Source organism: Agromyces sp. Y558, from assembly GCF_059445415.1.
Window position 1 is genome coordinate 2,436,980 of sequence record NZ_JCAIUH010000001.1, and the last position, 19,606, is coordinate 2,456,585.

Below are 19,606 nucleotides of genomic sequence, written 5' to 3' on the forward strand. Positions count from 1 at the left end.
GGCATCCGCCCGCTCTATTCGAGGATGTGGGTGAACTTCTCGATCTCGGTGCCGCGGGCGTTCGCGAACGCGACGTCGCCGCCCGTGCGGCGGAAGCCGAGCGTCTCGAGCAGGGCGATGGACGCGGCATTGTCAGCTGCGACCCGCGCCCGCACCGGCCGCTCGGAGAACGAGTCGAGGAAGAGCCGCATCGCGCGCGTCGCAATGCCTTCGTTCCAGTGCCCGGGGTCGATCCAGCAGGTGACCTCGGCGGTACCGTCTTCGAGCCAGCGGGCGACGCTGCCCACGATGTCTCCGTCGGCTCGAACGGTGCGCGCATCGACCGTGGGGTCGTCGAACAACCGCTGCCAGTGGGCGTCGAACAGGGCGCGATCTCTCGGGTCGGTCGGGGTGAACGCGGCCATGCGCACGGCCACAGGATCTTGTTCGAAGCCGAACAGTGCGTCGAGATCGCCCACGCGGGTCGCGCGCAGGGTCACGACATGAGGCTCGCCCATGCCATTTCCTCCAGGATGCCGCGGACGGTGCCGTCGGCAGGTCTGCGCCCAGGGATGCGGGCGCTGTGCGGAGTGGAGTTCAGGAGACCGAAGGCGGCGTGTGCCCGGAACCTGAGCTCCGTCTCGGCCCGATCGGGCCGGAGTCTTTCGAGGGTGTCGACCCAGTGTTCGACGTACTGACGCTGGAGGAGTCGCACTTCGTGCCGGGCGCCGACATCGAGCTGCTCGAGCTCCCGGTCTTGCACGAGGATGACGTCGGCGTCGCCGAGCGCGAAATCGACGTGGAAGGCGATCAGCCGGTGCAGGGCGGATGTTGCGTCGGGCGTCTCGCCGATCACTCGCTCGGCGCCGTCGAGGAGTGTGCGGCTCGCACCTTGGAGGATCGCGGCGAGCACGGCGGCCTTACCGGGGAAGTGGCGGTACACCGCAGGGCCACGCACGCCCACGGCGGCGCCGAGGTCTTCGATCGTGACGCCCGCGTAACCTCGTTCGGCGAAGAGCGTGGCTGCTGCGGTGAGGATCGCCTGGCGGCGGTCGGCCTTCTGCCGGCTGCGCTCGGTCGTGACGACGGCTGCGGCCGCATCGACCTCGTCGTCGGTGGTGAAGCCGGTGTCGGCCTGATCGACCGCGCTCGAAGTGGTTGCCATCTCGGTTAATGCTCGCTAACATCGGGAATCGAGTTAGTGCACACTAACCGAAATTGCGCACCCGCACAAGGGGCCGCGCCGAGCTCGAAGGCGAAGCGGAATGGGCACTCTCCACAGCGGCATCGACCCCGTCAGTGAGGCGGCCCGCGCGAACGCCGCCGGGCACACGGTGCTCGAACGCGAACTCCGTGAGAAGGTCGCGACAGCTGCCGCCGGCGGCCCCGCGGCATCCCGTGAACGTCACGTCGCGCGTGGCAAGCTGCTGCCTCGTGACCGCGTCGATCGCCTGCTCGATGAGGGCAGCCCGTTCCTCGAGCTCTCGCCGCTCGCGGCCGACGGGCTGTACGGGGGAGACTCGCCCGGTGCGGGCATCATCACCGGCATCGGACTCGTGCACGGGCGCCCAGTGCTCGTCGTCTGCAACGATGCCACGGTCAAGGGCGGCACCTACTACCCGATGACCGTGAAGAAGCATTTGCGCGCCCAGGAGGTCGCGAAGGAGCACCGGCTGCCGTGCATCTACCTGGTCGACTCGGGCGGGGCGTTCCTGCCCCTGCAAGACGAAGTCTTCCCCGATCGTGAGCACTTCGGTCGCATCTTCTTCAACCAGGCGCAACTCTCGTCGATGCGCATCCCGCAACTCGCCGCAGTGCTCGGCTCATGCACCGCCGGTGGCGCCTACGTGCCGGCCATGAGCGACGAGACCGTGATCGTGCGGAACCAGGGCACGATCTTCCTCGGCGGCCCGCCGCTCGTGAAGGCGGCGATCGGCGAGATAGTGACGCCAGAAGAGCTCGGCGGCGGCGAACTGCACTCGCGGGTCTCAGGGGTGACCGATCATCTCGCCGAAGACGACGAGCACGCCCTCGAACTCGTGCGCGACATGGTGGCGACCCTTCCAGCGCAATCGCCTCGCGCGTGGGTAGTGCGCGAGTCTCGCCCGCCCGCTGTCGACCCATCGACGCTCACGGCGGCCGTGCCGCTCGACGTGCAACAGCCCTACGACGTGCGCGAGGTCATCGCCCGCCTCGTCGACGGCAGCGAGTTCACCGAGTTCAAGCGCGAGTACGGCGACACGCTCGTCACAGGTTTCGCTCACATCGACGGACACCCCATCGGCATCGTCGCGAACAATGGTGTGCTCTTCAGCGAGTCGGCCATGAAGGGTGCGCACTTCATCGAGCTCTGCGACCAGCGCGGCATCCCGCTCGTCTTCCTGCAGAACATCTCGGGTTTCATGGTCGGTCGCGATGCAGAGTCGGGCGGTATCGCCAAGCACGGCGCGAAGATGGTCACCGCGGTCGCGACGACGCGGGTGCCGAAGTTCACGGTTGTGATCGGCGGTTCGTTCGGCGCAGGCAACTACTCGATGTGCGGGCGCGCCTACTCGCCGCGGTTCCTCTGGATGTGGCCGAATGCACGCATCTCCGTGATGGGTGGCGAGCAGGCGGCATCCGTACTCTCGACCGTCAAGCGCGACCAGCTCGCCGTGAAGGGCGAAGACTGGCCGGATGCCGCTGAGCAGGCGTTCAAGGATCCGATCCGGGCCCAGTACGATGACCAGGGCAGTCCGTACCACTCGACCGCTCGGCTGTGGGACGACGGCATCATCGCACCCGAGGACACGCGCACGGTGCTCTCCCTCGCTCTCGAACTGGCGAGTCGCACTCCGCTGCCCGAGCCCGCGTTCGGACTCTTCCGCATGTAGGGCGCGTCCGCGTCGGCGGCCGCGTTGGAGTCCGCTCCCGCGTCGTGGGTCGTGGGTCGTGAGTCGCAGTGTGCCTGCCGAGAGTGCAGTTGGTGCCTCTTGAGGGGCGCTACCTGCACGTTCGGCGCGTCAGGTGCACTCGGTCACGAAGCGGATGCCGCGGCCGCCCGCTCGACCTCGCGCACGGCCTCATCGACGCCGCGGTTCCACGGCGTGCCGTGGCCGGGCAGCACCCAAGTGGCGCCGAGGCCCTCGAGGCGTCGGAGCGAGGCGAGCGCCTCGGCGGGGTCGTCGGTGAACGGGGCCGGTTGCGGGCCGACCGCGCCGGTGAGCACGTGGCGGGTCGTGAGCGCGTCGCCGACGAAGACCGCGTCGGCGACGGGCACGTGGATCGCGATGCTGCCGGGGGAGTGCCCGGGCATCGCGATCACTTTCGGTGCGCCCGGCAGGTCGAGCACGTCGCCGTCATGCATGGCGACGACCTCGGTGAGGGGGGTGGTGCGAAGCCCGTTGTGCGTGATCGCGTACCAGAGGAATCGCGCGGTCGCCCCGACCTTCAGATGACCCCACTCGGGCTTGGTCGAGACCTCGCCGCGAGCGCGAGCCGCGTCGGCCTCATGCACGTAGACGGGCACGCCATGATCGCGGCGCAGGCGCTCGGCGAAGCCGATGTGGTCGGTGTCGCCGTGGGTGAGTACGACGCCTCGGATGTCGTCGAGGGAGCGGCCCATCGTTTCGAGCTCGGCGATGAGTTCTCGCCACTGCCCGGCGAGGCCGGCGTCGATGACGGTGATGCCTTCGGGCGTGTCGACGAGGTAGACGGCAACGATATCGGAGCCGATGCGGTGGAGGGAGGGGCCGAGCTTCATCGTGATTCCTTGCAGTCAGGGTGTGCCTGGGGGACGATGGCTATGTTACATAGCTATGATGGCTACGGTCAATAGCCGTGATGAACGACGGATGGAGTTCCGATGCCGACACCCGACCGCACCTCGCTCGACGAGATCGTCGCCGCCGGACGCTCCCTGCTCGAATCGGGCGGTCTCTCGGGTCTCACGATGCAAGCCGTCGCCGCTCGCGTCGGGGTGCGCGCGCCTTCGCTCTACAAGCGGGTCCGCAATCGAAGCGAACTCGTCTCACGCGTCGCCGAGGCGACCATCCGCGAGCTCGGAGACCGGCTCGATGCCGTCGCCGCGGTCGAGACCGACTCGCGACGGGCGTTGGCGGCACTGGCGCGCGCGGTGAGGTCTTTCGCACGCGAGCGGCCGGTCGCATTCGGGCTCGTGTTCAGCCCGGGCGCCGATCTCGACCTCGATCCCGAGTCGCTCGTGCGGGCGAGCGCCACCGTGATCCGCGTCGCGGCGGAGCTCTCGGGCGAGGATCGCGCGCTCGATGCGGCGCGAACGGTGACCGCCTGGCTGAACGGGTTCGTCGCGATGGAGCTCTCGGGCGCGTTCCGCCTCGGCGGCGAGGTCGATCGCGCGTTCGAGTTCGGCATCGCGAGCCTCACGGACGCTCTGGCCTTGCGCGCGTGAGCCACGTCATGCGCGACTCTTGCCATTTCAGTTAGCGGGCACTAACATCGGATCCAGTTAATGCCCGCTAACCGTGAGCGCGCGAGGCAACGTCACAGGGAGGCCCCGATGGCCAGGCTCTTGAGCACGCCCGATCGGGCGGGAGAGCGGCCGTGTCTCCATTCCAGCGAGGCGTTGCGTCGAACGGGATCATGAACATCGCGGTCGGCTCGACTGGCTCCGGTGTGCGACGCTGCCCACCGGCAGAGGAAAGGACCCGCGCCCGATGAAGATCATCGTCCTCGTCAAGGAGGTCCCCGACACGTACGGGGAACGCAAGCTCGACCTCGAGACGGGGCTCGCCGACCGTGCCGCGAGCGAAGCCGTGCTCGACGAGATCAGCGAGCGGGCCCTCGAGGTGGCGCTGTCGTTCGCCGACTCTCACGACGACGCCGATGTCGTCGTCATATCGATGGCTCCCGAGAGTGCCGCCGCGACGATCCGCAAGGGTCTCGCGATGGGAGCGGCATCCGCAGTGCACGTCGCGGACCCCGCCTTCGCCGGAGCGGATCTCGGACTGACCGCCCGCGTACTCGCCGCCGCGATCCGCCGAACGGGGTTCGACCTCGTCATCACCGGCAACCTCTCGACCGACGGCAGTGGCGGCGTACTTCCCGCGATGCTCGCCGAACTGCTCGACGTGCCGAACGCGACCGCTCTCTCATCGATCGAGATCGCGGCCGACTCGGTGTCGGGTACGCGCACCACCGATGATGCCGCCATGCGCGTCAGCGCCACACTGCCCGCTGTCGTCTCGATCACGGAGGCGCTCCCCAACGCCCGTTTCCCGAACTTCAAGGGCATCATGGCGGCCAAGAAGAAGCCGTTCGAGACACTGAGCGCGGCGGATCTCGGCATCGAGCCGCACGATCTCTCGGTCGCAGTATCGATCATGACCGCCATCGCCGAGAAGCCACCGCGTACGGCGGGGGTCAAGGTCATCGATGAGGGCGATGGCGGCACGAAGATCGCCGAGTACCTGACCGAGAACCGGCTCGTCTGAGAGAGGAATCCATGCCCGACTACCCCGCAGACTCGATCCTCGTCCTCCTCGAGACCTCGCCGAACGGTGAGCTCGCGACCAGTGCGGCCGGCCTTCTCGGCGCCGCCTCGCTCGTCGGCACGCCCGTTGCGCTCGCGGTCATCGCGCCCGGTCAGGCGCAGGCGCTCGCCGAGCAGGCTGCTGCTGCCGGGGCCGAGCGGGTGCTCGTCGTCGAGCAGACCTCGACGCAGTCTCAGCTCACGATCCCGCATGTCGATGCGCTCGAGGCCGCCACGGCGGCCGTCGCGCCCGACGCAGTGTTGATCTCGAACTCGATCGACGGCCGGGATATCGCGGGCCGCTTCGCCGCCCGCACGAGAGCCCCGATCGCCGTCGACGCGATCGGTGTCTCGCGCGACGACGAGGGCATCGTCGCTCGCCACTCCGTCTACGGCGGTGCGTACAGCGTCGGCTCGGCGGTGACGTTCGGACCGCTCGTCGTCACCGTGCGCCAGGGCGCCATCGACGTGCGTGCCGAGGCACGGCCCGTTGCGCTCGAGCCGCTCGACGTGCCGGCCTCGGGCGCAGCGTTCGCGGTCGTCGAGTCGGTCGAGGCCGTGACCGAGGCGTCGAGCCGGCCCGAACTGCGGGGAGCGACGAGGGTCGTCTCGGGCGGTCGCGGCCTCGGCTCGGCCGAGAAGTTCGCGCTCGTCGAAGATCTCGCCGACGCGCTCGGCGCCGCCATCGGCGCATCCCGCGCCGCTGTCGACGCCGGCTACATCCCGGTGAGCCACCAGGTGGGGCAGACCGGAGTCTCGGTGTCACCGCAGCTATACATCGCGCTCGGCATCTCGGGTGCGATCCAGCACCGCGCCGGCATGCAGACCGCCAAGCACATCGTCGCCGTGAACAAAGACCCCGACGCGCCGATCTTCGAGGTCGCCGATTTCGGCGTCGTCGGCGATGTCTTCACCATCGTGCCGCAGCTCATGAGCGCACTTGCCGAGCGGAAGCGGTGACCAGTGGCCTCCCACGCGCGGAATCTGCGCCGCGGACTGCCCCGCCAGCGCGGCGGTGACGCCTGGCCTCCGCCCGGCGACGCGCCCGGCGACCTCGTCCCTGCGCCGACTGACACCCACGCGGCTGCTGCGGTGCCGGTTGCGGCGGCAACTGTTGCGTCGATGCCGGGAGCTCCTGCAGCCGTCGCACCGGGACCGGCACCGGCACCGGGACAGGGACAGGGATCGGGACAGGATCTTCGCCTTCGAAGCGGGCTTCCGCGCGTGGCGGGTGGCCGGCCGTGGCCGGAGGCCCGCCAGGCTCCCAACGCAGCGACCTCCGAAGTGACCGATGCTGGGGCCGCAGCCGTCGCACCGCCCACGGGTGTCGGCGAGTCGACGGATTCGCCCGCCGTTCCGAAGCCAGCCACACGAGAGGCGGCCCCGGCCGCCGCGCCCGAGGCGGCGTCCGCCCGTGCAGTCCGGCGCGGGCTGCCGCGGGTCGCCGGGGGAGACCCGTGGCCGTCGTCGACGTTCGCGCCGGCCGCAGCAGCCGCTGCCGCCCCGGCGCCAGTCGCGGCTTCGGTACCAGCCGCTCCGCTTCCCGCGGCTGCCCTCGCCCCAGAACCAACACTTCCCGCAGCAGCACCCGCGCCCGACGTTGCCGTTGCCGCGACCGTTCCCGAAATTGCTGCTGCCGAAGCGGCTTCGGCGCCCCCGGGATCCGCCGTGCCGCGCACGACCGAGCCCGCGACGCAGGAGAGCACCCCCGCGGCATCCGGTCCGAATCGATACGGCCCACTCACGCGAAAGCAGTGGGTCGGGGCATCCGTTGTCGGCATTCTCGCGATCATCGGCGCCGCGACCGTCGTCGTGCAGCTCACGCGGTGGTTCATCGGGCTGGACTTCATGCAGGACTTCCTCGCGACCTACCCCGGCGAGACGCACCTGCCCGACGGGGCGCCGGTGGGTCTGCCGGCGTGGCTCGGCTGGCAGCACTTCTTCAACGTCTTCCTCATCGTGCTCATCATTCGCTCGGGTCTCCAGGTGCGCACCGAGAAGCGACCGGCCGCCTATTGGACGCCGCGATGGTCGAAGGCCGGGCAGGGCAAGATCAGCCTGAACCTGTGGTTCCACCAGGCGCTCGACGTCCTGTGGCTGGTCAACGGCATCGTCTTCGTCGTGCTCCTGTTCGCGACCGGTCAGTGGATGCGCGTCGTGCCGACGAGTTGGGAGGTCATTCCGAATGCGATCTCGGCCGGCCTGCAGTATCTGTCGCTGAACTGGCCGCTCGAGCACGGGTGGGTCAACTACAACAGCCTCCAGGTGCTCGCCTACTTCGCGACGATCTTCATCGCGGCACCGCTCGCCGCGCTGACCGGCGTGCGCATGTCGGGGCTGTGGCCGAAGAACGCGACAACGCTGGGCCGCGTCTACCCCGTCGAGTGGGCGCGCGCCGTGCACTTCCCGGTGATGCTGTACTTCGTCGCCTTCATCGCGGTGCACGTCGTCTTGGTCTTCACGACCGGGGCCCTGCGCAACCTGAACCACATGTACGCGGCTCAGGATGCCGACAACTGGCTGGGCTTCTGGATCTTCGTCGCCTCTCTCGTGGTGATCGCAGCGGCGTGGGTCGCGGCTCGCCCGACCGTGCTCGCCCCGATCGCGGGGATGTTCGGCAAGGTCGGTCGGGGCTGAGTCGGCGCTGGGCGCTTGTCATTTCAGTTAGCGACCGCTAACATCAATTCCAGTTAGTGCGCGCTAACTGGATGAGCGCGCAGGCAACGTCGCAGAGAGGCGCGGATGGTCACGCTCATGAGCTCGCCCGATCCTGCATCGGAGCCGAAGCTGCACTCCTCGGCGCCGCGCCCCTTCGCCCGAGTGCTCGTCGCAAACCGCGGCGAGATCGCCGTTCGCGTCATCAGCACGCTGCGCCGCCTCGGCATCCGCTCGATCGCCGTCTACTCCGATGCCGATGCCGACGCGCCGCACGTGCGGCTCGCCGACGAGGCCGTGCGCATCGGTCCGGCGCCTGCGACCGAGAGTTATCTCGACCCCGAGCGCATCATCGCCGCCGCCCTCGAGACCGGCGCCGAGGCGGTGCACCCGGGTTACGGGTTCCTCTCAGAGCATGCCGGCTTCGCCCGGGCATGCCGTGACGCCGGGTTGGTATTCGTGGGGCCGGGCATCGAGGCGCTCGACGTCATGGGCGACAAGATCCGTGCGAAGCAGCACGTCGAGGAGTCGGGGGTACCGACGGTGCCGGGCGTCGCCGACCCGACCCTCGACGACGCTGCGCTGCTCACTGCTGCCGGGCCCGTCGGATTCCCGGTGCTCGTGAAGCCGTCGGCTGGCGGCGGCGGCAAGGGCATGCAGGTCGCCCGCGATGCCGAGGAACTCGCCGCCGCACTGCCCGCGGCTCGCCGCATCGCGCTCGCCGCCTTCGGAGACGACACGCTGCTCATCGAGCGGCTCATCGAGCGACCCCGGCATATCGAGGTTCAGGTGCTCGCCGACGCGCACGGCACCGTGGTGCACCTCGGCGAGCGCGAATGCTCCCTGCAGCGCCGGCACCAGAAGGTCATCGAGGAGTCGCCCTCGCCGCTGCTCGACACCGCGGCGCGGTCACGTATCGGACGGGCCGCGTGCGATGCGGCCCGCAGCGTCGACTACCTGGGTGCGGGCACGGTCGAGTTCCTGGTGTCGGATGTCGCGCCCGACGAGTTCTTCTTCATCGAGATGAACACCCGGCTCCAAGTCGAGCATCCCGTCACGGAGCTCGTGACCGGTATCGACCTCGTGGAGCAGCAGCTTCGCATCGCCTCGGGCGAGCCGCTCGCCTTCACGCAGGAGGAGATCCAGCTGCACGGGCACGCAATCGAGGCGCGCGTCTATGCGGAGACCCCGCACCGCGGCTTTCTCCCGTCCACAGGCACGGTGCTCGCATGGCGAGCCCCGGCGGGCGAGGGCGTGCGAGTCGACGCGGGCATCGACGAAGGCGTCGAGATCACCGCCCACTACGACCCGATGATCGCCAAGGTGATCGCATACGGCGCCGATCGCGCACAGGCCCTCGACCGACTCGACTGCGCACTCGCCGACACCGTCGTGCTCGGCGTCGACACGAACATCGCCTTCCTCCGGCGCCTGCTCGCAGACACCGCGGTGCGCTCGGGCGACCTCGACACCGGACTCATCGACCGGCTGCCCGAGCTCGACCACGCCGACCTGTCGCCCGCACTCGTCGACGCGGCTGCGCGTGCGTTCGCGCGTGACGAGGGCGCCGACCGGCTCGCGTCGACCGCCGCAGGGCCGAGGGCCTGGCAGTCAGCCACGGGCTGGCGTCCGGGATCCGTGCACCCAACCGAGGTGCTGCTCGCCCCGCGGGATCATCCGCACGACGTGCGCCCGGTCGTGGTGCAGCCCGACGGCGCCGACCCCGCCCGCCCCAGCGAAACGGTGGTCCGGGTCGACGACGATGGTGCCGTCTGGGTGCACCGCGATGGAGAGTCGGCCGCCTTCGTGCGCATCGATCGTCGTGCCCACGCCGAACAACGCCGCGCCGGGATCGAACGCGGAGGCAGTCTCGCCGCCGACCCCGAGCTGCGCGCACCGATGCCGGGAACGGTCACCGCGGTGCTCGCCATGGATGGCGACACCGTCGAGGCCGGCGACGCCATCGTCGCCATCGAGGCGATGAAGATGGAGCACCGCGTCGTCGCCGCACTCGGCGGCACCGTGCGACTCAACGTCGCCGTGGGCGACCTCGTGGGTCGTGACCAAGCGGTCGCACGCATCGAGCCGCACCCGATGGCATCCGCCGAGTCGACCGACGGCCCTCACGAGGGCGCCGTCGCACACACATCCCACCAGGAATGAGGAGCACCATGCACGACCTGAGCCCCGAGGAACAGCAGCTGTACGACATGGTCTGCGAGTTCGCCGACACTGTGGTCGCACCCCAGTCGTACGAGGCCGACCGCACCCACACGCTGTCGATGGACGTTGTCGCACAGATGGGCGAACTCGGCCTCTTCGGCCTGCCGTTCCCCGAGGAGCATGGTGGCCAGGGCGGCGACTACATGGCGCTGGGGCTCGCGATCGAGGCCCTCGCCCGTGTCGACCAGTCCATTGCGATCACCCTCGAGGCCGCCGTCGGGCTAGGGGCCATGCCGATCTTCCGTCACGGAACCGATGAGCAGAAGGCCGAATACCTGCCCGACCTCGTGGCCGGACGCTCGCTCGCCGGGTTCGGCCTCACGGAATCCGAGGCCGGTTCCGATGCCGGCGCCACGCGCACGACGGCGGTGCTCGACGGAGACGAATGGGTCATCAACGGCTCGAAGCAGTTCATCACCAACTCGGGCACGCCGATCACCAAGTTCGTCACCGTCACCGCCGTGACGGGTGAGCGGTCGCGGCCCGACGGCTCGATCTCGAAAGAGCTGTCGACGATCATCGTCCCGAACGGCACGCCCGGATTCACCGTAGGGCCGGGATACGACAAGTCGGGTTGGCGCGCCTCCGACACCCACCCGCTGACGTTCGACGACGTGAGGGTGCCCTCCGCCAACCTGCTCGGCGATCGGGGCCGCGGCTTCGCCAACTTCCTGCGCACGCTCGACGAGGGCCGCGTCGCGATCGCCGCCCTTTCGACGGGCGTCGCACAGGGCTGCCTCGACGAGGCGCTCGCGTACGCGAAGACGCGCAACGTCTTCGGCGTGCCCATCGCCTCGCATCAGTACATCGCCTTCATGATCGCTCAGATGCAGGCGCGCGTGTACACGTCCCGCCTCGCCTGGCACGACGCCGCTCGGCGTGTCGACGCGGGTCTCCCGTTCAAGAAGGAGGCCGCGATGGCGAAGCTCGTCTCGAGCGACGCCGCCATGCTCAACTCACGCGATGCCACCCAGATCTTCGGCGGCATGGGTTTCATGAACGAGAGCCTCGTGGCAAGGCACTACCGTGACTCGAAGATCCTCGAGATTGGCGAGGGCACGAACGAGGTGCAGCTCATGGTCATCGCGCGTGAGCTGGGCCTCGACTAGGAGGTCACCATGACGGATGTTCCGATGCGTGAGGTCGTGGAGCGCGGGCTCTGGTTCGAGGAGTTCGAACCGGGCACCCGCTACCTGCACCGCCCGGGCCGCACGGTCACCGAGGCCGACAACGTGCTGTTCACGACGCTCACCATGAACACGCAGGCGCTCCACCTCGATGCGGCGTGGGCCGAGACCCAGCCGTTCGGTCAGCGGCTCGTCAACTCGATGTTCACGCTCGCGACGATCGTCGGGGCATCCGTCGCCCAGCTCACGCAGGGCACGATCGTCGCGAACCTGGGCTTCGCCGAGGTCGCGTTCCCTGCGCCGCTGTTCCACGGCGACACGCTCTACAGCGAGACCGTCATCGTCGCGACGCGGCCGTCGACGTCGCGGCCGGGGCAGGGCATCGTGACGCTGCGCCACATCGGACGCAACCAGCACGGCGTCGAGGTCGCACACGCGACCCGTTCGACGCTCGTGTGGTTCCGAGATTCGGGGGAGCGTCAGGCGGCGATCGCCGGCGGGCGGCTGGCGGCCGGCGTGGCCGATGCCGCCGACGAGGAGACGAGCGGATGACGCATCCGCCGTTCCGCTTCGGCCCGGCCCTGCTCTTCTGCCCGGCCGACCGCCCCGACCGCTACGTGAAGGCGCTCGGACGCGCCGACGCCGTGATCCTCGACCTCGAAGATGCCGTCGCCGATGAGGCGAAGCACAGCGCGCGGCTCGCGCTTCTGGGCACACCACTCGATCCCGAGCGGGTGATCCTGCGCCTGAACCCCGCATCCGGCCCGCACTTCGCCGACGATCTCGCGGCCCTCGCCGAGACCGGATACCGCACCGTGATGCTCGCGAAGTGCGAGGGTACTGCCGATCTCGTCGACCTCGCCGACTTCGAGGTCATCGCCCTGTGCGAGACGGCGAAAGGCGTACTCGCGGCGAACGACATCGCGGCGATCCCGAACGTCTCGGCGCTCATGTGGGGCGCCGAAGACCTCGTCGCCTCGCTCGGCGGATCGTCGAGCCGGTTCGCCGACGGCCGCTACCGCGACGTGGCGAGGCATGCCAGGTCCCAGGTGTGCCTCGCCGCGGCCGCGCACGGCATCGCCGCGATCGATACGGTGCACCTCGAGATCGCCGACCTCGATGGCCTGCGGGCCGAGGCCGAGGATGCCGCTGCCGTCGGCTTCGCCGCCACGGCGTGCATCCACCCCTCGCAGGTCGACGTCGTGCGCGAGGCGTACCGGCCAGACGCCGATCGACTCGAGTGGGCGCGCGCGGTGCTCGCCGCAGCCGAGAACGAGCCCGGGGTGTTCGCTTTCAGGGGCGGAATGGTCGATGCGCCGCTGCTGCGGCAGGCCGAGGCGCTCGTGCGCCGCGCAGGAGCGTGAAGAACAATTCGGTAACAGTTCACCCGCCGTTCCACGGATCGCAAACCCCGAGCACGTATCCACCCGTATTCTCGGAGTCAATCCTGGGGAGGAGGGGAGCGTGGCACGACGACACCTATACCGGGCGCACGCGACGAGCGCCGGAGAGGCAACGCTCGCGTTGGCCGAGACGATGCCGGCTGAGACGATGCCGCACGACGAGTTCACGACGACGTTCGAGGGGCTCCACGTCGAGGCGGTCGCGACGAACTCGCTCTCCGGTCCCATCATGGTGGCGCGGCGCGCCACGATCGGCGATACCGGGCTGAATGTTCACCCGCTGGCGCTCGGCGGCAGCACCTTCGGCTGGACCCTCAGCACCGAGCAGGCCTTCGAGGTGCTCGATCGCTTCGCAGGGGTCGGTGGCGCGCTCCTCGACACGGCCGACAGTTACGCCGCGGGCCGCAGCGAGTCGATCATCGGCAAGTGGATGGCCGCCCGCGGCACGCGCGACCGCATGGCAGTCATGACGAAGGTCGGCCATCACCCCGACCACCGCGGGCTCGCGCCGGCCGAACTCGTCGCGGCCGTCGACGACTCGCTCCTGCGCCTCGGCATCGACCGCATCGACCTGCTCTACTTCCACGGCGATGACCGCGACGTGCCGCTCGAAGAGAGCCTCGGCGCCGTCGACGCCCTCATCTCGGCCGGCAAGGTCGGCGCGATCGGCGCGGCCGACTTCACACCGGAACGCCTCATCGAGGCGAGAGTGCTCGCCGCCAACGGCCTGCCCCGGTTCCAGGCGTACACGACGAAGTACAACCTGATGGATCGCCGCCCCTTCGAGGGCGCTCCCGAGCTCGTTGCGCACGCGCAAGGGCTCGCGGTGATGCCCTACTTCGGTCTTGCCAACGGATTCCTCGGCGGCCAGTTGCGCCGTCGTGCCGATGTTCGCCACGACGCCCGCGGCGAACGCCAGGCGCGCCACCTCGGGCGACGCGGGCACCGGGTGCTCGCCGCCGTCGACGAGGTCGCGTTCGCACACGGAGTGCAGCCCGCGGCGATCGCCCTCGCCTGGCTGCTCGCCAAGCCCACCGTGGCCGCCCCGGTCGTCAGTGCGAGCAGGCCAGAGCAGGTAGATGCGCTCGTGGCCGCGGCATCCGTCGAACTGGCGCGTTCGGAGATCGTCGAGCTCGACCGCGCCTCGGCCTGACGACGTCGATGACGTCGATGACGTCGATCGGGGCGAAGTGCGACGTCGCCCGACGACCGAGTGGATGTCGCCCGAGCACTTCCGCCGAGCGTGGCATAGGCTGAGCGGGATGAACGGCGCCGTTGACCTCCCACTCGGCCAGGCCGAACTCTCTTTCACGGCAGCAGGAGACGCGCGAATTCGGCGCAGTGTGCTCCCCTCGGGGGTTCGGGTGCTCAGCGAACAGGTGCCGGGCAGCCGCAGCGTCACGATCGGGTTCTGGGTCGCGGTCGGCTCTCGAGACGAGCAGCGATCGGATGCCGCGCACCCCGGGACGTACGGATCCACGCACTTCCTCGAACACCTCCTCTTCAAGGGCACGACGACGCGGTCGGCTCTCGACATCGCCATCTCCTTCGACGCCGTCGGCGGCGAGCACAATGCGCTCACCGCGAAGGAGTACACGTGCTACTACGCGAAGGTGCAAGACCGCGACTTGCCGATGGCCGTCGCCGTGCTCGCCGACATGTTCACCTCCTCACTCCTCGACCCGGTCGAGTTTGAGAGCGAGCGCGGCGTCATCCTCGAAGAGTTGTCGATGGCAGGCGACGACCCCGGCGATGTCGCGAACGAGCGCTTCTTCGAATCGGTGCTCGGCCGCCATCCCCTCGGCCGACCCATTGGCGGCCACCCCGAGACCATCCGCGGAGCCACCCGCGACGGAGTGTGGGAGCACTACCGGGCGAACTACAGGCCGCAAGACCTCGTCGTCACCGTCGCCGGCGCTGTTGACCACGACTTGCTCCTCGCCGAGCTCGACCGGGCACTCGCCACGGCCGGATGGGACCTGTCGGTGACGGCATCACCGGTCGACCGTCGGCCGGTCGAGCCCGTCGTACTCGAGGCCGGCTCGGCACTGACGGTCGTGGCACGCCCCACCGAGCAGGTGAACCTCCTGCTCGGGGTGCCCGGTCTCGTCGCAACCGACGATCGACGCCCCACGATGAGCGTGCTGAACGCGATCTTCGGATCCGGCATGTCGTCCCGGCTCTTCCAGCAGGTGCGCGAACGCCGCGGCCTCGCGTACTCCGTCTACTCCTTCGCTCCCGGCTACTCCGACGCAGGGCTCTTCGGCATGTACGCCGGCTGCGCACCCGCGAAGGCGGGCGTCGTCGCCGAGCTCATGCGCGCCGAGCTCGAACGCCTCGCCGAGCACGGGGTGACCGCCGATGAACTCCGCCGCGCATCCGGTCAGCTCGCGGGTGCCTCGGCGCTCGCACTCGAAGACTCGGACACGCGGATGTCCCGGCTCGGCCGGGCCGAATTGACCCTCGGCGAGTTCGCCGACCTCGATGAGGCACTGCGGCGCATCGCACTCGTCACCGTTGACGACGTGCAACGTCTCGCCGCAGACCTCATCGCCCGCCCGTTCTCGCTCGTTGCCGTCGGCGCGATCGACGAATCGGCATTCACCGGTGCGACCGATGCGGTCGCTTCGAGCTCCGACGTCGCCTGAGCGCGACACCCGACCTGCAACAGAGGAACCGATACCTGTGGCCAACCATCTCTATCTCGTCCGGCATGGCGAGCAGCTCGACGCCGAGCACGGCCTGCCCGACGGGCCCCTCTCGCCGCGCGGTCGTCGTCAGGCCGAACTCCTCGCGGAGCGACTCGGCGGGGTGCCGTTCGACGACGCCTGGCACTCGCCGCTGCAGCGGGCGACCGAGACGGCAGCGATCATCGCGGCGAAGATGCCGGCCCTGAACCCTGAACCGTCGGCGCTGCTCTTCGACTGCGTTCCGTCTGGGCCCGCTCCCGAGACGCCGAAGGCGTACGATCCGTTCTTCGGTTCGGTCACCGAGGCCGAGATCGAGGCCGGCAGTGCGCAGATGGCCGATGCGGCCGCGGAGTTCCTCCGTTCGCATCGTGAAGACCGGCACGAGCTGCTGATCACCCACAACTTCGTCATCGGGTGGTTCGTGCGCGAGGTGCTGGGTGCCCCCGACTGGCGATGGGTCTCGCTCAACCAGGCGAACTGCGCGTTGACCGTGCTCACGCAGAGGCCCGGCCGTCCGTGGAGTCTCGTCGCGCACAACGACATCGCGCACCTGCCGCCCGAGCTTCGTACGGGGTTGCCGGAGCCCTACGCGCTCTGAGGCTCGCTGAGCCTGTCGATGCGGGCCTGCTCTGAGGTTCGCTGAGTCTGCTGTGAGGTTCGCTGAGTCTGCTGTGAGGTTCGCTGAGTCTGCTGTGAGGTTCGCTGAGCCCGTCGAAGCGAGCCCGGCGGCACGCCGCTGATGCCAGTCGCTCGCCTCAGATCAGGTGCTTGCCGAACCAGTGCGTCGCGTTGGGGTTCTCGTTGTACGGCTCGATCTCGACGTAGCCGCTCGACCGGTAGAGCCCGCCGGCGGCCTCGAGGCTCGCATTCGTGTCGAGCACGAGCTCGTGCGCCCCGAACGTGTTCGCCCGCCGCTCGAGTTCTCGGAGCAGTCGCCGCCCCTCGCCCGCTCCGCGCGCTGCCGGCGCGAGCCAGAGATGCTTTACCTCGAAGCTGCCATGGCGCTGCTGCAGGCGTCGCACACCGCCGCATCCGACCGCCGCACCAGACTCATCGACCGCGAGTACGAAGACGCCCATCGGAGGAGTGAACTGCGCCGCGCCAGGCCATGCCGGCCGGTACTCGCCCTGCGAAGAGGGAAACCCGGCGGCGCGTTCGGCGAAGTAGGCGCCGAGCAGCGCGTGCGCGTCGGCGTCGGTGACGAGGGCGTCTCGGAAGCGCAGCATGCACCCACACTATTTGAGCGAGGGCGGCGGATGCCGCGGCCGGGCGCCACCCCGAGGCAGCCGGTGCCCGCATGTGCGCTTGCTAGGGTGAAGCCGTGACGATACGGGTCGCCGTGGCCGGGGCCACAGGCAAGATGGGGCAACTGGCCGTTCGACTGATCGAGGAGTCCGACGATCTCGAACTCCACGCAGCGCTCGACTCCCGCTCGAGCCTCGACCTCATGCTGGGCGCCGATGTCGCCCTCGATGTCACGCACCCCGGCGCGAGCGCCGAGATCGTCGAGTTCGCGGCCGGAGCCGGTATTCCGATCGTCGTCGGCACCTCGGGCTGGTCGAGCGATCGCATCGCCGGCATCTCGGCATTCGTGCGCGGTCATGCCGACGCTGGCGCGGTGCTGTTCATTCCGAACTTCTCGATCGGCAGCGTGCTCGGCACCGCCTTCGCTGCCCTCGCGGCTCCCTACTTCGACTCGATCGAGATCGTCGAGGCGCACCACGCCGGCAAGGTCGACTCGCCGTCGGGCACGGCCGTACGCACGGCAGAGCTCATCGGCGATGCCCGTGGTCGAGGCGGGCCGGTCGCGGCTCCCCACGCCGATCAGCGCGCTCGTGGGCAGCTCGTGAGCGGCGTGCCCGTGCACAGCCTGCGCATGTCGGGCGTTTCGGCCGAGCAGCGCGTCATCTTCGGAGGCGACGGAGAGACCCTCACGATCACCCACTCGACGCTCTCGCCGAGCTCATACGAGGCCGGCATCCTGCTCGCCCTGCGCAGTGCTCCCGCGGCATCCGGTGTCACGGTCGGGCTCGACAAGCTGCTCGACCTCGGCGTGCCGGGCGCCAGCCGATGACCGAGAAGTCATCTGGAGTCACGGTCGGGCTCGACAAGCTACTCGACCTCGGCGTGCCGGGCGCCAGCCGATGACCGGGAAGACCAAGCGATGACCAAGAAGATCGGCGCGCTCATCATGGCCGCGCTCCTCGTCGTCTACCTCGTGCTCGCGGGCTGGCGTGCGGTGCAGTTCATGGCCACCGGCGAACCGATCGCGATCGCCATGGGTGTTGCGCTCCTGCTGCTGCCGCTCATCGCCATCTGGGCGCTCTGGCGAGAGCTCTCGTTCGGCATCGGCTCGCAGGCCCTCGTGAAGCGTCTCGACGCCGAGGGCGGCCTCGACCTGCAGCTGCCGCTCATGCCGAGTGGCCGCCCTGAGCGTGCAGCTGCCGTTGCGGCACTCGATGGGTTCCGGGCCGCAGCAGTCGCTGAGCCCGGGTCATGGAGGTCGGCGCTCCGACTCGGCCTCGCCTACGACGCCGCGGGCGACCGCCGAAACGCAAGGCAGGCCGTGCGGCGGGCCATCGAACTGGATCGCGCCGAGCGCGCCGAGCGCTGAGCACCCCGTATGGACTGCACCCGTGCGGTCTCTGCCCGCGGTTAGCCAACCGGGGCGTGCGGCGCACTGAGCATCGCGTCGAGCGCCGACTCGACCGTCGTGTGCTGAAAACGGTAGCCGTCGTCGATGAGTCGCTGCGGTCGCACCTTCTGGCTCGCGAGTAGCAGCTCGTCGGCGGCGCGCCCGAGCGCGATTTCGAGCAGGCGCTCGGGCACACCGAAGACATAGGGGCGCCGCATGCGTTCGGCCATCGCGGTCATCACCCGATCGGCCGTCGCCGGTGTGGGCCCGACGACGTTGACGGCGCCTGAGACGGGTGAGCCGAGCAGGTGGACGAGTGCGCCGACCTCGTCGTCGAGCGCGACCCAGGGCCAGTGCTGGCCACCGGTGCCGAGGCGCCCAGAGACCCCGAGCCGGGTCAGCATGCCGACCCGTTTCAACGCACCGCCATGGCCGACGACGACCCCGGTGCGGAAGACGACGGTGCGGGTCTCTTCCGGCGCGAGCTGTGCCGCGGCCTCCCACCGGGCGACGACTTCGGCGAGGAAGCCGGAGCCCGGGCTCGAATACTCGGTGAGGAGCTCGCCGGGCCGGTTACCGTAGTAGCCGACCGCCGAGGCGTTGAGGAACACGGCGGGCGGGCGCCGTGCCTTGCGCATCGCGTCGGCGAGCGTGCGCGTCGCCGTGATGCGCGACTCGAGGATCTCGTCGCGGTACGACTTCGTCCACGGAAGCCGCGCAAGTGAGGCACCCGAGAGGTTCACGACCGCATCGACCCGATCCATGACGGTGAAGTCGATGATGCCGGCCGCGGGCGACCACGCCGCCTCGTCGGGCCCTTGCGCGCGACGGCGCACGAGGCGCACCACCTCGTGCCCGTCAGCGGTCAGTCTGCCGACGAGCGCGGTGCCGATGAATCCGGATGCGCCGGCGACGAGTACGCGCATCAGTCAGGCGAGTTCGGCTTCGATCGTGATGGGGATGCCGGCGAGCGCCTGGGAGATCGGACAGTTCTTCTTCGCGTCTTCGGCGAGCACTTCGAACTGCTCTTCGGTCAGGCCGGGCACTCGGGCGCTCACGAGCAGGTGACTGCCGAGCACGCCCTTGCCAGCCTCGAATGTGACTGCCGCCGTGGTCTGGATGCTCTCGGCCGGTGTGCCCGCTTGGGCGAGCCCGAGCGAGAGGGCCATCGAGAAGCACGAGGAGTGGGCCGCCGCGAGCAGTTCTTCGGGGTTCGTCGTTCCGGCTGCGCCCTCGGAGCGGGCCTTCCAGTTGACCGGGAAGCTGGCCAGACCCGAGGAGTCGAGGGCGACGTCGCCCGATCCCTCGAAGAGCGTGCCCTTCCAGACGGTGGTCGCTTCACTCGTGACTGCCATGTGGTCCTCCTAGTCGAGCCGGGTTTCCAGCCTAGCGGCGCGCGTGCCTGA

20 protein-coding genes are annotated in these 19,606 nt (G+C 69.5%); 14 read left to right on the plus strand and 6 right to left on the minus strand.

What is annotated here, in order from left to right:
- Positions 1 to 14 precede the first annotated feature (14 nt).
- Complete coding sequence (locus AC1C2T_RS11355) at positions 15 to 497, minus strand: GNAT family N-acetyltransferase (RefSeq protein ID WP_495385316.1); 483 nt, start codon at positions 495 to 497, stop codon at positions 15 to 17.
- Positions 476 to 1,144: a TetR/AcrR family transcriptional regulator gene (locus tag AC1C2T_RS11360; RefSeq protein ID WP_495385317.1), complete on the minus strand. Its 669-nt coding sequence runs from the start codon at positions 1,142 to 1,144 to the stop codon at positions 476 to 478. Before AC1C2T_RS11360 ends, AC1C2T_RS11355 begins: the two co-directional genes overlap by 22 nt.
- A 100-nt stretch (positions 1,145 to 1,244) precedes the next feature.
- Here AC1C2T_RS11360 and AC1C2T_RS11365 point away from each other — a divergent pair, with 100 nt between their 5' ends.
- On the plus strand, positions 1,245 to 2,852 hold the full coding sequence (locus tag AC1C2T_RS11365; RefSeq protein ID WP_495385318.1) for a carboxyl transferase domain-containing protein: 1,608 nt from the start codon (positions 1,245 to 1,247) through the stop codon (positions 2,850 to 2,852).
- 143 nt (positions 2,853 to 2,995) lie between these two features.
- Here AC1C2T_RS11365 and AC1C2T_RS11370 read toward each other — a convergent pair whose 3' ends face one another.
- The gene (locus AC1C2T_RS11370) at positions 2,996 to 3,721 is read right to left on the minus strand and encodes an MBL fold metallo-hydrolase (RefSeq protein ID WP_495385319.1); all 726 of its coding nucleotides are present in this window, start codon (positions 3,719 to 3,721) and stop codon (positions 2,996 to 2,998) included.
- 102 nt (positions 3,722 to 3,823) lie between these two features.
- Here AC1C2T_RS11370 and AC1C2T_RS11375 point away from each other — a divergent pair, with 102 nt between their 5' ends.
- The 11 genes from AC1C2T_RS11375 to AC1C2T_RS11425 all read left to right on the plus strand — a co-directional run bounded on the left by AC1C2T_RS11375 (position 3,824) and on the right by AC1C2T_RS11425 (position 16,163).
- A complete protein-coding gene (locus AC1C2T_RS11375; protein ID WP_495385320.1) occupies positions 3,824 to 4,387 on the plus strand; it encodes a TetR/AcrR family transcriptional regulator in 564 nt (187 codons plus the stop codon).
- A 265-nt stretch (positions 4,388 to 4,652) separates the two neighbouring features.
- Positions 4,653 to 5,429, plus strand: a complete 777-nt coding sequence (locus AC1C2T_RS11380) for an electron transfer flavoprotein subunit beta/FixA family protein (RefSeq protein WP_495385321.1) — start codon at positions 4,653 to 4,655, stop codon at positions 5,427 to 5,429.
- Between the two features lie 11 nt (positions 5,430 to 5,440).
- Complete coding sequence (locus AC1C2T_RS11385) at positions 5,441 to 6,427, plus strand: electron transfer flavoprotein subunit alpha/FixB family protein (protein WP_495385322.1); 987 nt, start codon at positions 5,441 to 5,443, stop codon at positions 6,425 to 6,427.
- 324 nt (positions 6,428 to 6,751) lie between these two features.
- A complete protein-coding gene (locus AC1C2T_RS11390; protein WP_495385323.1) occupies positions 6,752 to 8,104 on the plus strand; it encodes a cytochrome b/b6 domain-containing protein in 1,353 nt (450 codons plus the stop codon).
- A 117-nt stretch (positions 8,105 to 8,221) separates the two neighbouring features.
- Positions 8,222 to 10,285, plus strand: coding sequence for an acetyl/propionyl/methylcrotonyl-CoA carboxylase subunit alpha (locus AC1C2T_RS11395; protein ID WP_495385419.1), 2,064 nt, complete (start codon positions 8,222 to 8,224; stop codon positions 10,283 to 10,285).
- A gap of 8 nt (positions 10,286 to 10,293) precedes the next feature.
- Positions 10,294 to 11,454, plus strand: a complete 1,161-nt coding sequence (locus AC1C2T_RS11400) for an acyl-CoA dehydrogenase family protein (protein ID WP_495362672.1) — start codon at positions 10,294 to 10,296, stop codon at positions 11,452 to 11,454.
- 9 nt (positions 11,455 to 11,463) lie between these two features.
- Positions 11,464 to 12,024, plus strand: a complete 561-nt coding sequence (locus tag AC1C2T_RS11405) for a MaoC family dehydratase (protein ID WP_495385324.1) — start codon at positions 11,464 to 11,466, stop codon at positions 12,022 to 12,024.
- Positions 12,021 to 12,836, plus strand: a complete 816-nt coding sequence (locus AC1C2T_RS11410) for an HpcH/HpaI aldolase/citrate lyase family protein (RefSeq protein WP_495385325.1) — start codon at positions 12,021 to 12,023, stop codon at positions 12,834 to 12,836. The genes AC1C2T_RS11405 and AC1C2T_RS11410 overlap by 4 nt, the downstream gene beginning before the upstream one ends.
- A gap of 100 nt (positions 12,837 to 12,936) precedes the next feature.
- Positions 12,937 to 14,028 carry an aldo/keto reductase gene (locus AC1C2T_RS11415; RefSeq protein WP_495385326.1) on the plus strand — a complete coding sequence of 364 codons (1,092 nt, stop codon included), beginning with the start codon at positions 12,937 to 12,939 and terminating at the stop codon, positions 14,026 to 14,028.
- Between the two features lie 109 nt (positions 14,029 to 14,137).
- Positions 14,138 to 15,523, plus strand: coding sequence for a M16 family metallopeptidase (locus AC1C2T_RS11420; RefSeq protein WP_495362676.1), 1,386 nt, complete (start codon positions 14,138 to 14,140; stop codon positions 15,521 to 15,523).
- A gap of 37 nt (positions 15,524 to 15,560) precedes the next feature.
- Positions 15,561 to 16,163 (plus strand): histidine phosphatase family protein, encoded by a 603-nt coding sequence (locus tag AC1C2T_RS11425; protein ID WP_495362677.1) that lies wholly within the window; start codon positions 15,561 to 15,563, stop codon positions 16,161 to 16,163.
- A 157-nt stretch (positions 16,164 to 16,320) separates the two neighbouring features.
- On the opposite strand, the gene AC1C2T_RS11430 is transcribed toward AC1C2T_RS11425, so the two are convergent.
- The gene (locus AC1C2T_RS11430) at positions 16,321 to 16,791 is read right to left on the minus strand and encodes a GNAT family N-acetyltransferase (protein ID WP_495385327.1); all 471 of its coding nucleotides are present in this window, start codon (positions 16,789 to 16,791) and stop codon (positions 16,321 to 16,323) included.
- A gap of 95 nt (positions 16,792 to 16,886) precedes the next feature.
- Between AC1C2T_RS11430 and dapB the strand changes: the two genes are divergently transcribed.
- Together dapB and AC1C2T_RS11440 are read left to right on the plus strand one after the other, a co-directional pair.
- Complete coding sequence (gene dapB, locus AC1C2T_RS11435; RefSeq protein WP_495362679.1) at positions 16,887 to 17,639, plus strand: 4-hydroxy-tetrahydrodipicolinate reductase; 753 nt, start codon at positions 16,887 to 16,889, stop codon at positions 17,637 to 17,639.
- Between the two features lie 90 nt (positions 17,640 to 17,729).
- Positions 17,730 to 18,179, plus strand: coding sequence for a hypothetical protein (locus AC1C2T_RS11440; RefSeq protein ID WP_495385328.1), 450 nt, complete (start codon positions 17,730 to 17,732; stop codon positions 18,177 to 18,179).
- Positions 18,180 to 18,220: 41 nt separating this feature from the next.
- Here the strand turns inward: AC1C2T_RS11440 and AC1C2T_RS11445 are convergent, their stop codons facing one another.
- Positions 18,221 to 19,126 (minus strand): TIGR01777 family oxidoreductase, encoded by a 906-nt coding sequence (locus tag AC1C2T_RS11445; protein WP_495362681.1) that lies wholly within the window; start codon positions 19,124 to 19,126, stop codon positions 18,221 to 18,223.
- A 3-nt stretch (positions 19,127 to 19,129) separates the two neighbouring features.
- Positions 19,130 to 19,555, minus strand: a complete 426-nt coding sequence (locus AC1C2T_RS11450; RefSeq protein ID WP_495385329.1) for an OsmC family peroxiredoxin — start codon at positions 19,553 to 19,555, stop codon at positions 19,130 to 19,132.
- Positions 19,556 to 19,606: the final 51 nt, after the last annotated feature.

What these genes read in the sequence shown, in the direction of transcription:
- AC1C2T_RS11355 (WP_495385316.1), bottom strand. Translation starts at nt 497, where the DNA reads ATGGGCGAGCCTCATGTCGTGACCCTGCGCGCGACCCGCGTGGGCGAT.
- AC1C2T_RS11360 (WP_495385317.1), bottom strand. Translation starts at nt 1,144, where the DNA reads ATGGCAACCACTTCGAGCGCGGTCGATCAGGCCGACACCGGCTTCACC.
- AC1C2T_RS11365 (WP_495385318.1), top strand. Translation starts at nt 1,245, where the DNA reads ATGGGCACTCTCCACAGCGGCATCGACCCCGTCAGTGAGGCGGCCCGC.
- AC1C2T_RS11370 (WP_495385319.1), bottom strand. Translation starts at nt 3,721, where the DNA reads ATGAAGCTCGGCCCCTCCCTCCACCGCATCGGCTCCGATATCGTTGCC.
- AC1C2T_RS11375 (WP_495385320.1), top strand. Translation starts at nt 3,824, where the DNA reads ATGCCGACACCCGACCGCACCTCGCTCGACGAGATCGTCGCCGCCGGA.
- AC1C2T_RS11380 (WP_495385321.1), top strand. Translation starts at nt 4,653, where the DNA reads ATGAAGATCATCGTCCTCGTCAAGGAGGTCCCCGACACGTACGGGGAA.
- AC1C2T_RS11385 (WP_495385322.1), top strand. Translation starts at nt 5,441, where the DNA reads ATGCCCGACTACCCCGCAGACTCGATCCTCGTCCTCCTCGAGACCTCG.
- AC1C2T_RS11395 (WP_495385419.1), top strand. Translation starts at nt 8,222, where the DNA reads ATGAGCTCGCCCGATCCTGCATCGGAGCCGAAGCTGCACTCCTCGGCG.
- AC1C2T_RS11400 (WP_495362672.1), top strand. Translation starts at nt 10,294, where the DNA reads ATGCACGACCTGAGCCCCGAGGAACAGCAGCTGTACGACATGGTCTGC.
- AC1C2T_RS11405 (WP_495385324.1), top strand. Translation starts at nt 11,464, where the DNA reads ATGACGGATGTTCCGATGCGTGAGGTCGTGGAGCGCGGGCTCTGGTTC.
- AC1C2T_RS11410 (WP_495385325.1), top strand. Translation starts at nt 12,021, where the DNA reads ATGACGCATCCGCCGTTCCGCTTCGGCCCGGCCCTGCTCTTCTGCCCG.
- AC1C2T_RS11420 (WP_495362676.1), top strand. Translation starts at nt 14,138, where the DNA reads ATGAACGGCGCCGTTGACCTCCCACTCGGCCAGGCCGAACTCTCTTTC.
- AC1C2T_RS11430 (WP_495385327.1), bottom strand. Translation starts at nt 16,791, where the DNA reads ATGCTGCGCTTCCGAGACGCCCTCGTCACCGACGCCGACGCGCACGCG.
- AC1C2T_RS11440 (WP_495385328.1), top strand. Translation starts at nt 17,730, where the DNA reads ATGACCAAGAAGATCGGCGCGCTCATCATGGCCGCGCTCCTCGTCGTC.
- AC1C2T_RS11445 (WP_495362681.1), bottom strand. Translation starts at nt 19,126, where the DNA reads ATGCGCGTACTCGTCGCCGGCGCATCCGGATTCATCGGCACCGCGCTC.
- AC1C2T_RS11450 (WP_495385329.1), bottom strand. Translation starts at nt 19,555, where the DNA reads ATGGCAGTCACGAGTGAAGCGACCACCGTCTGGAAGGGCACGCTCTTC.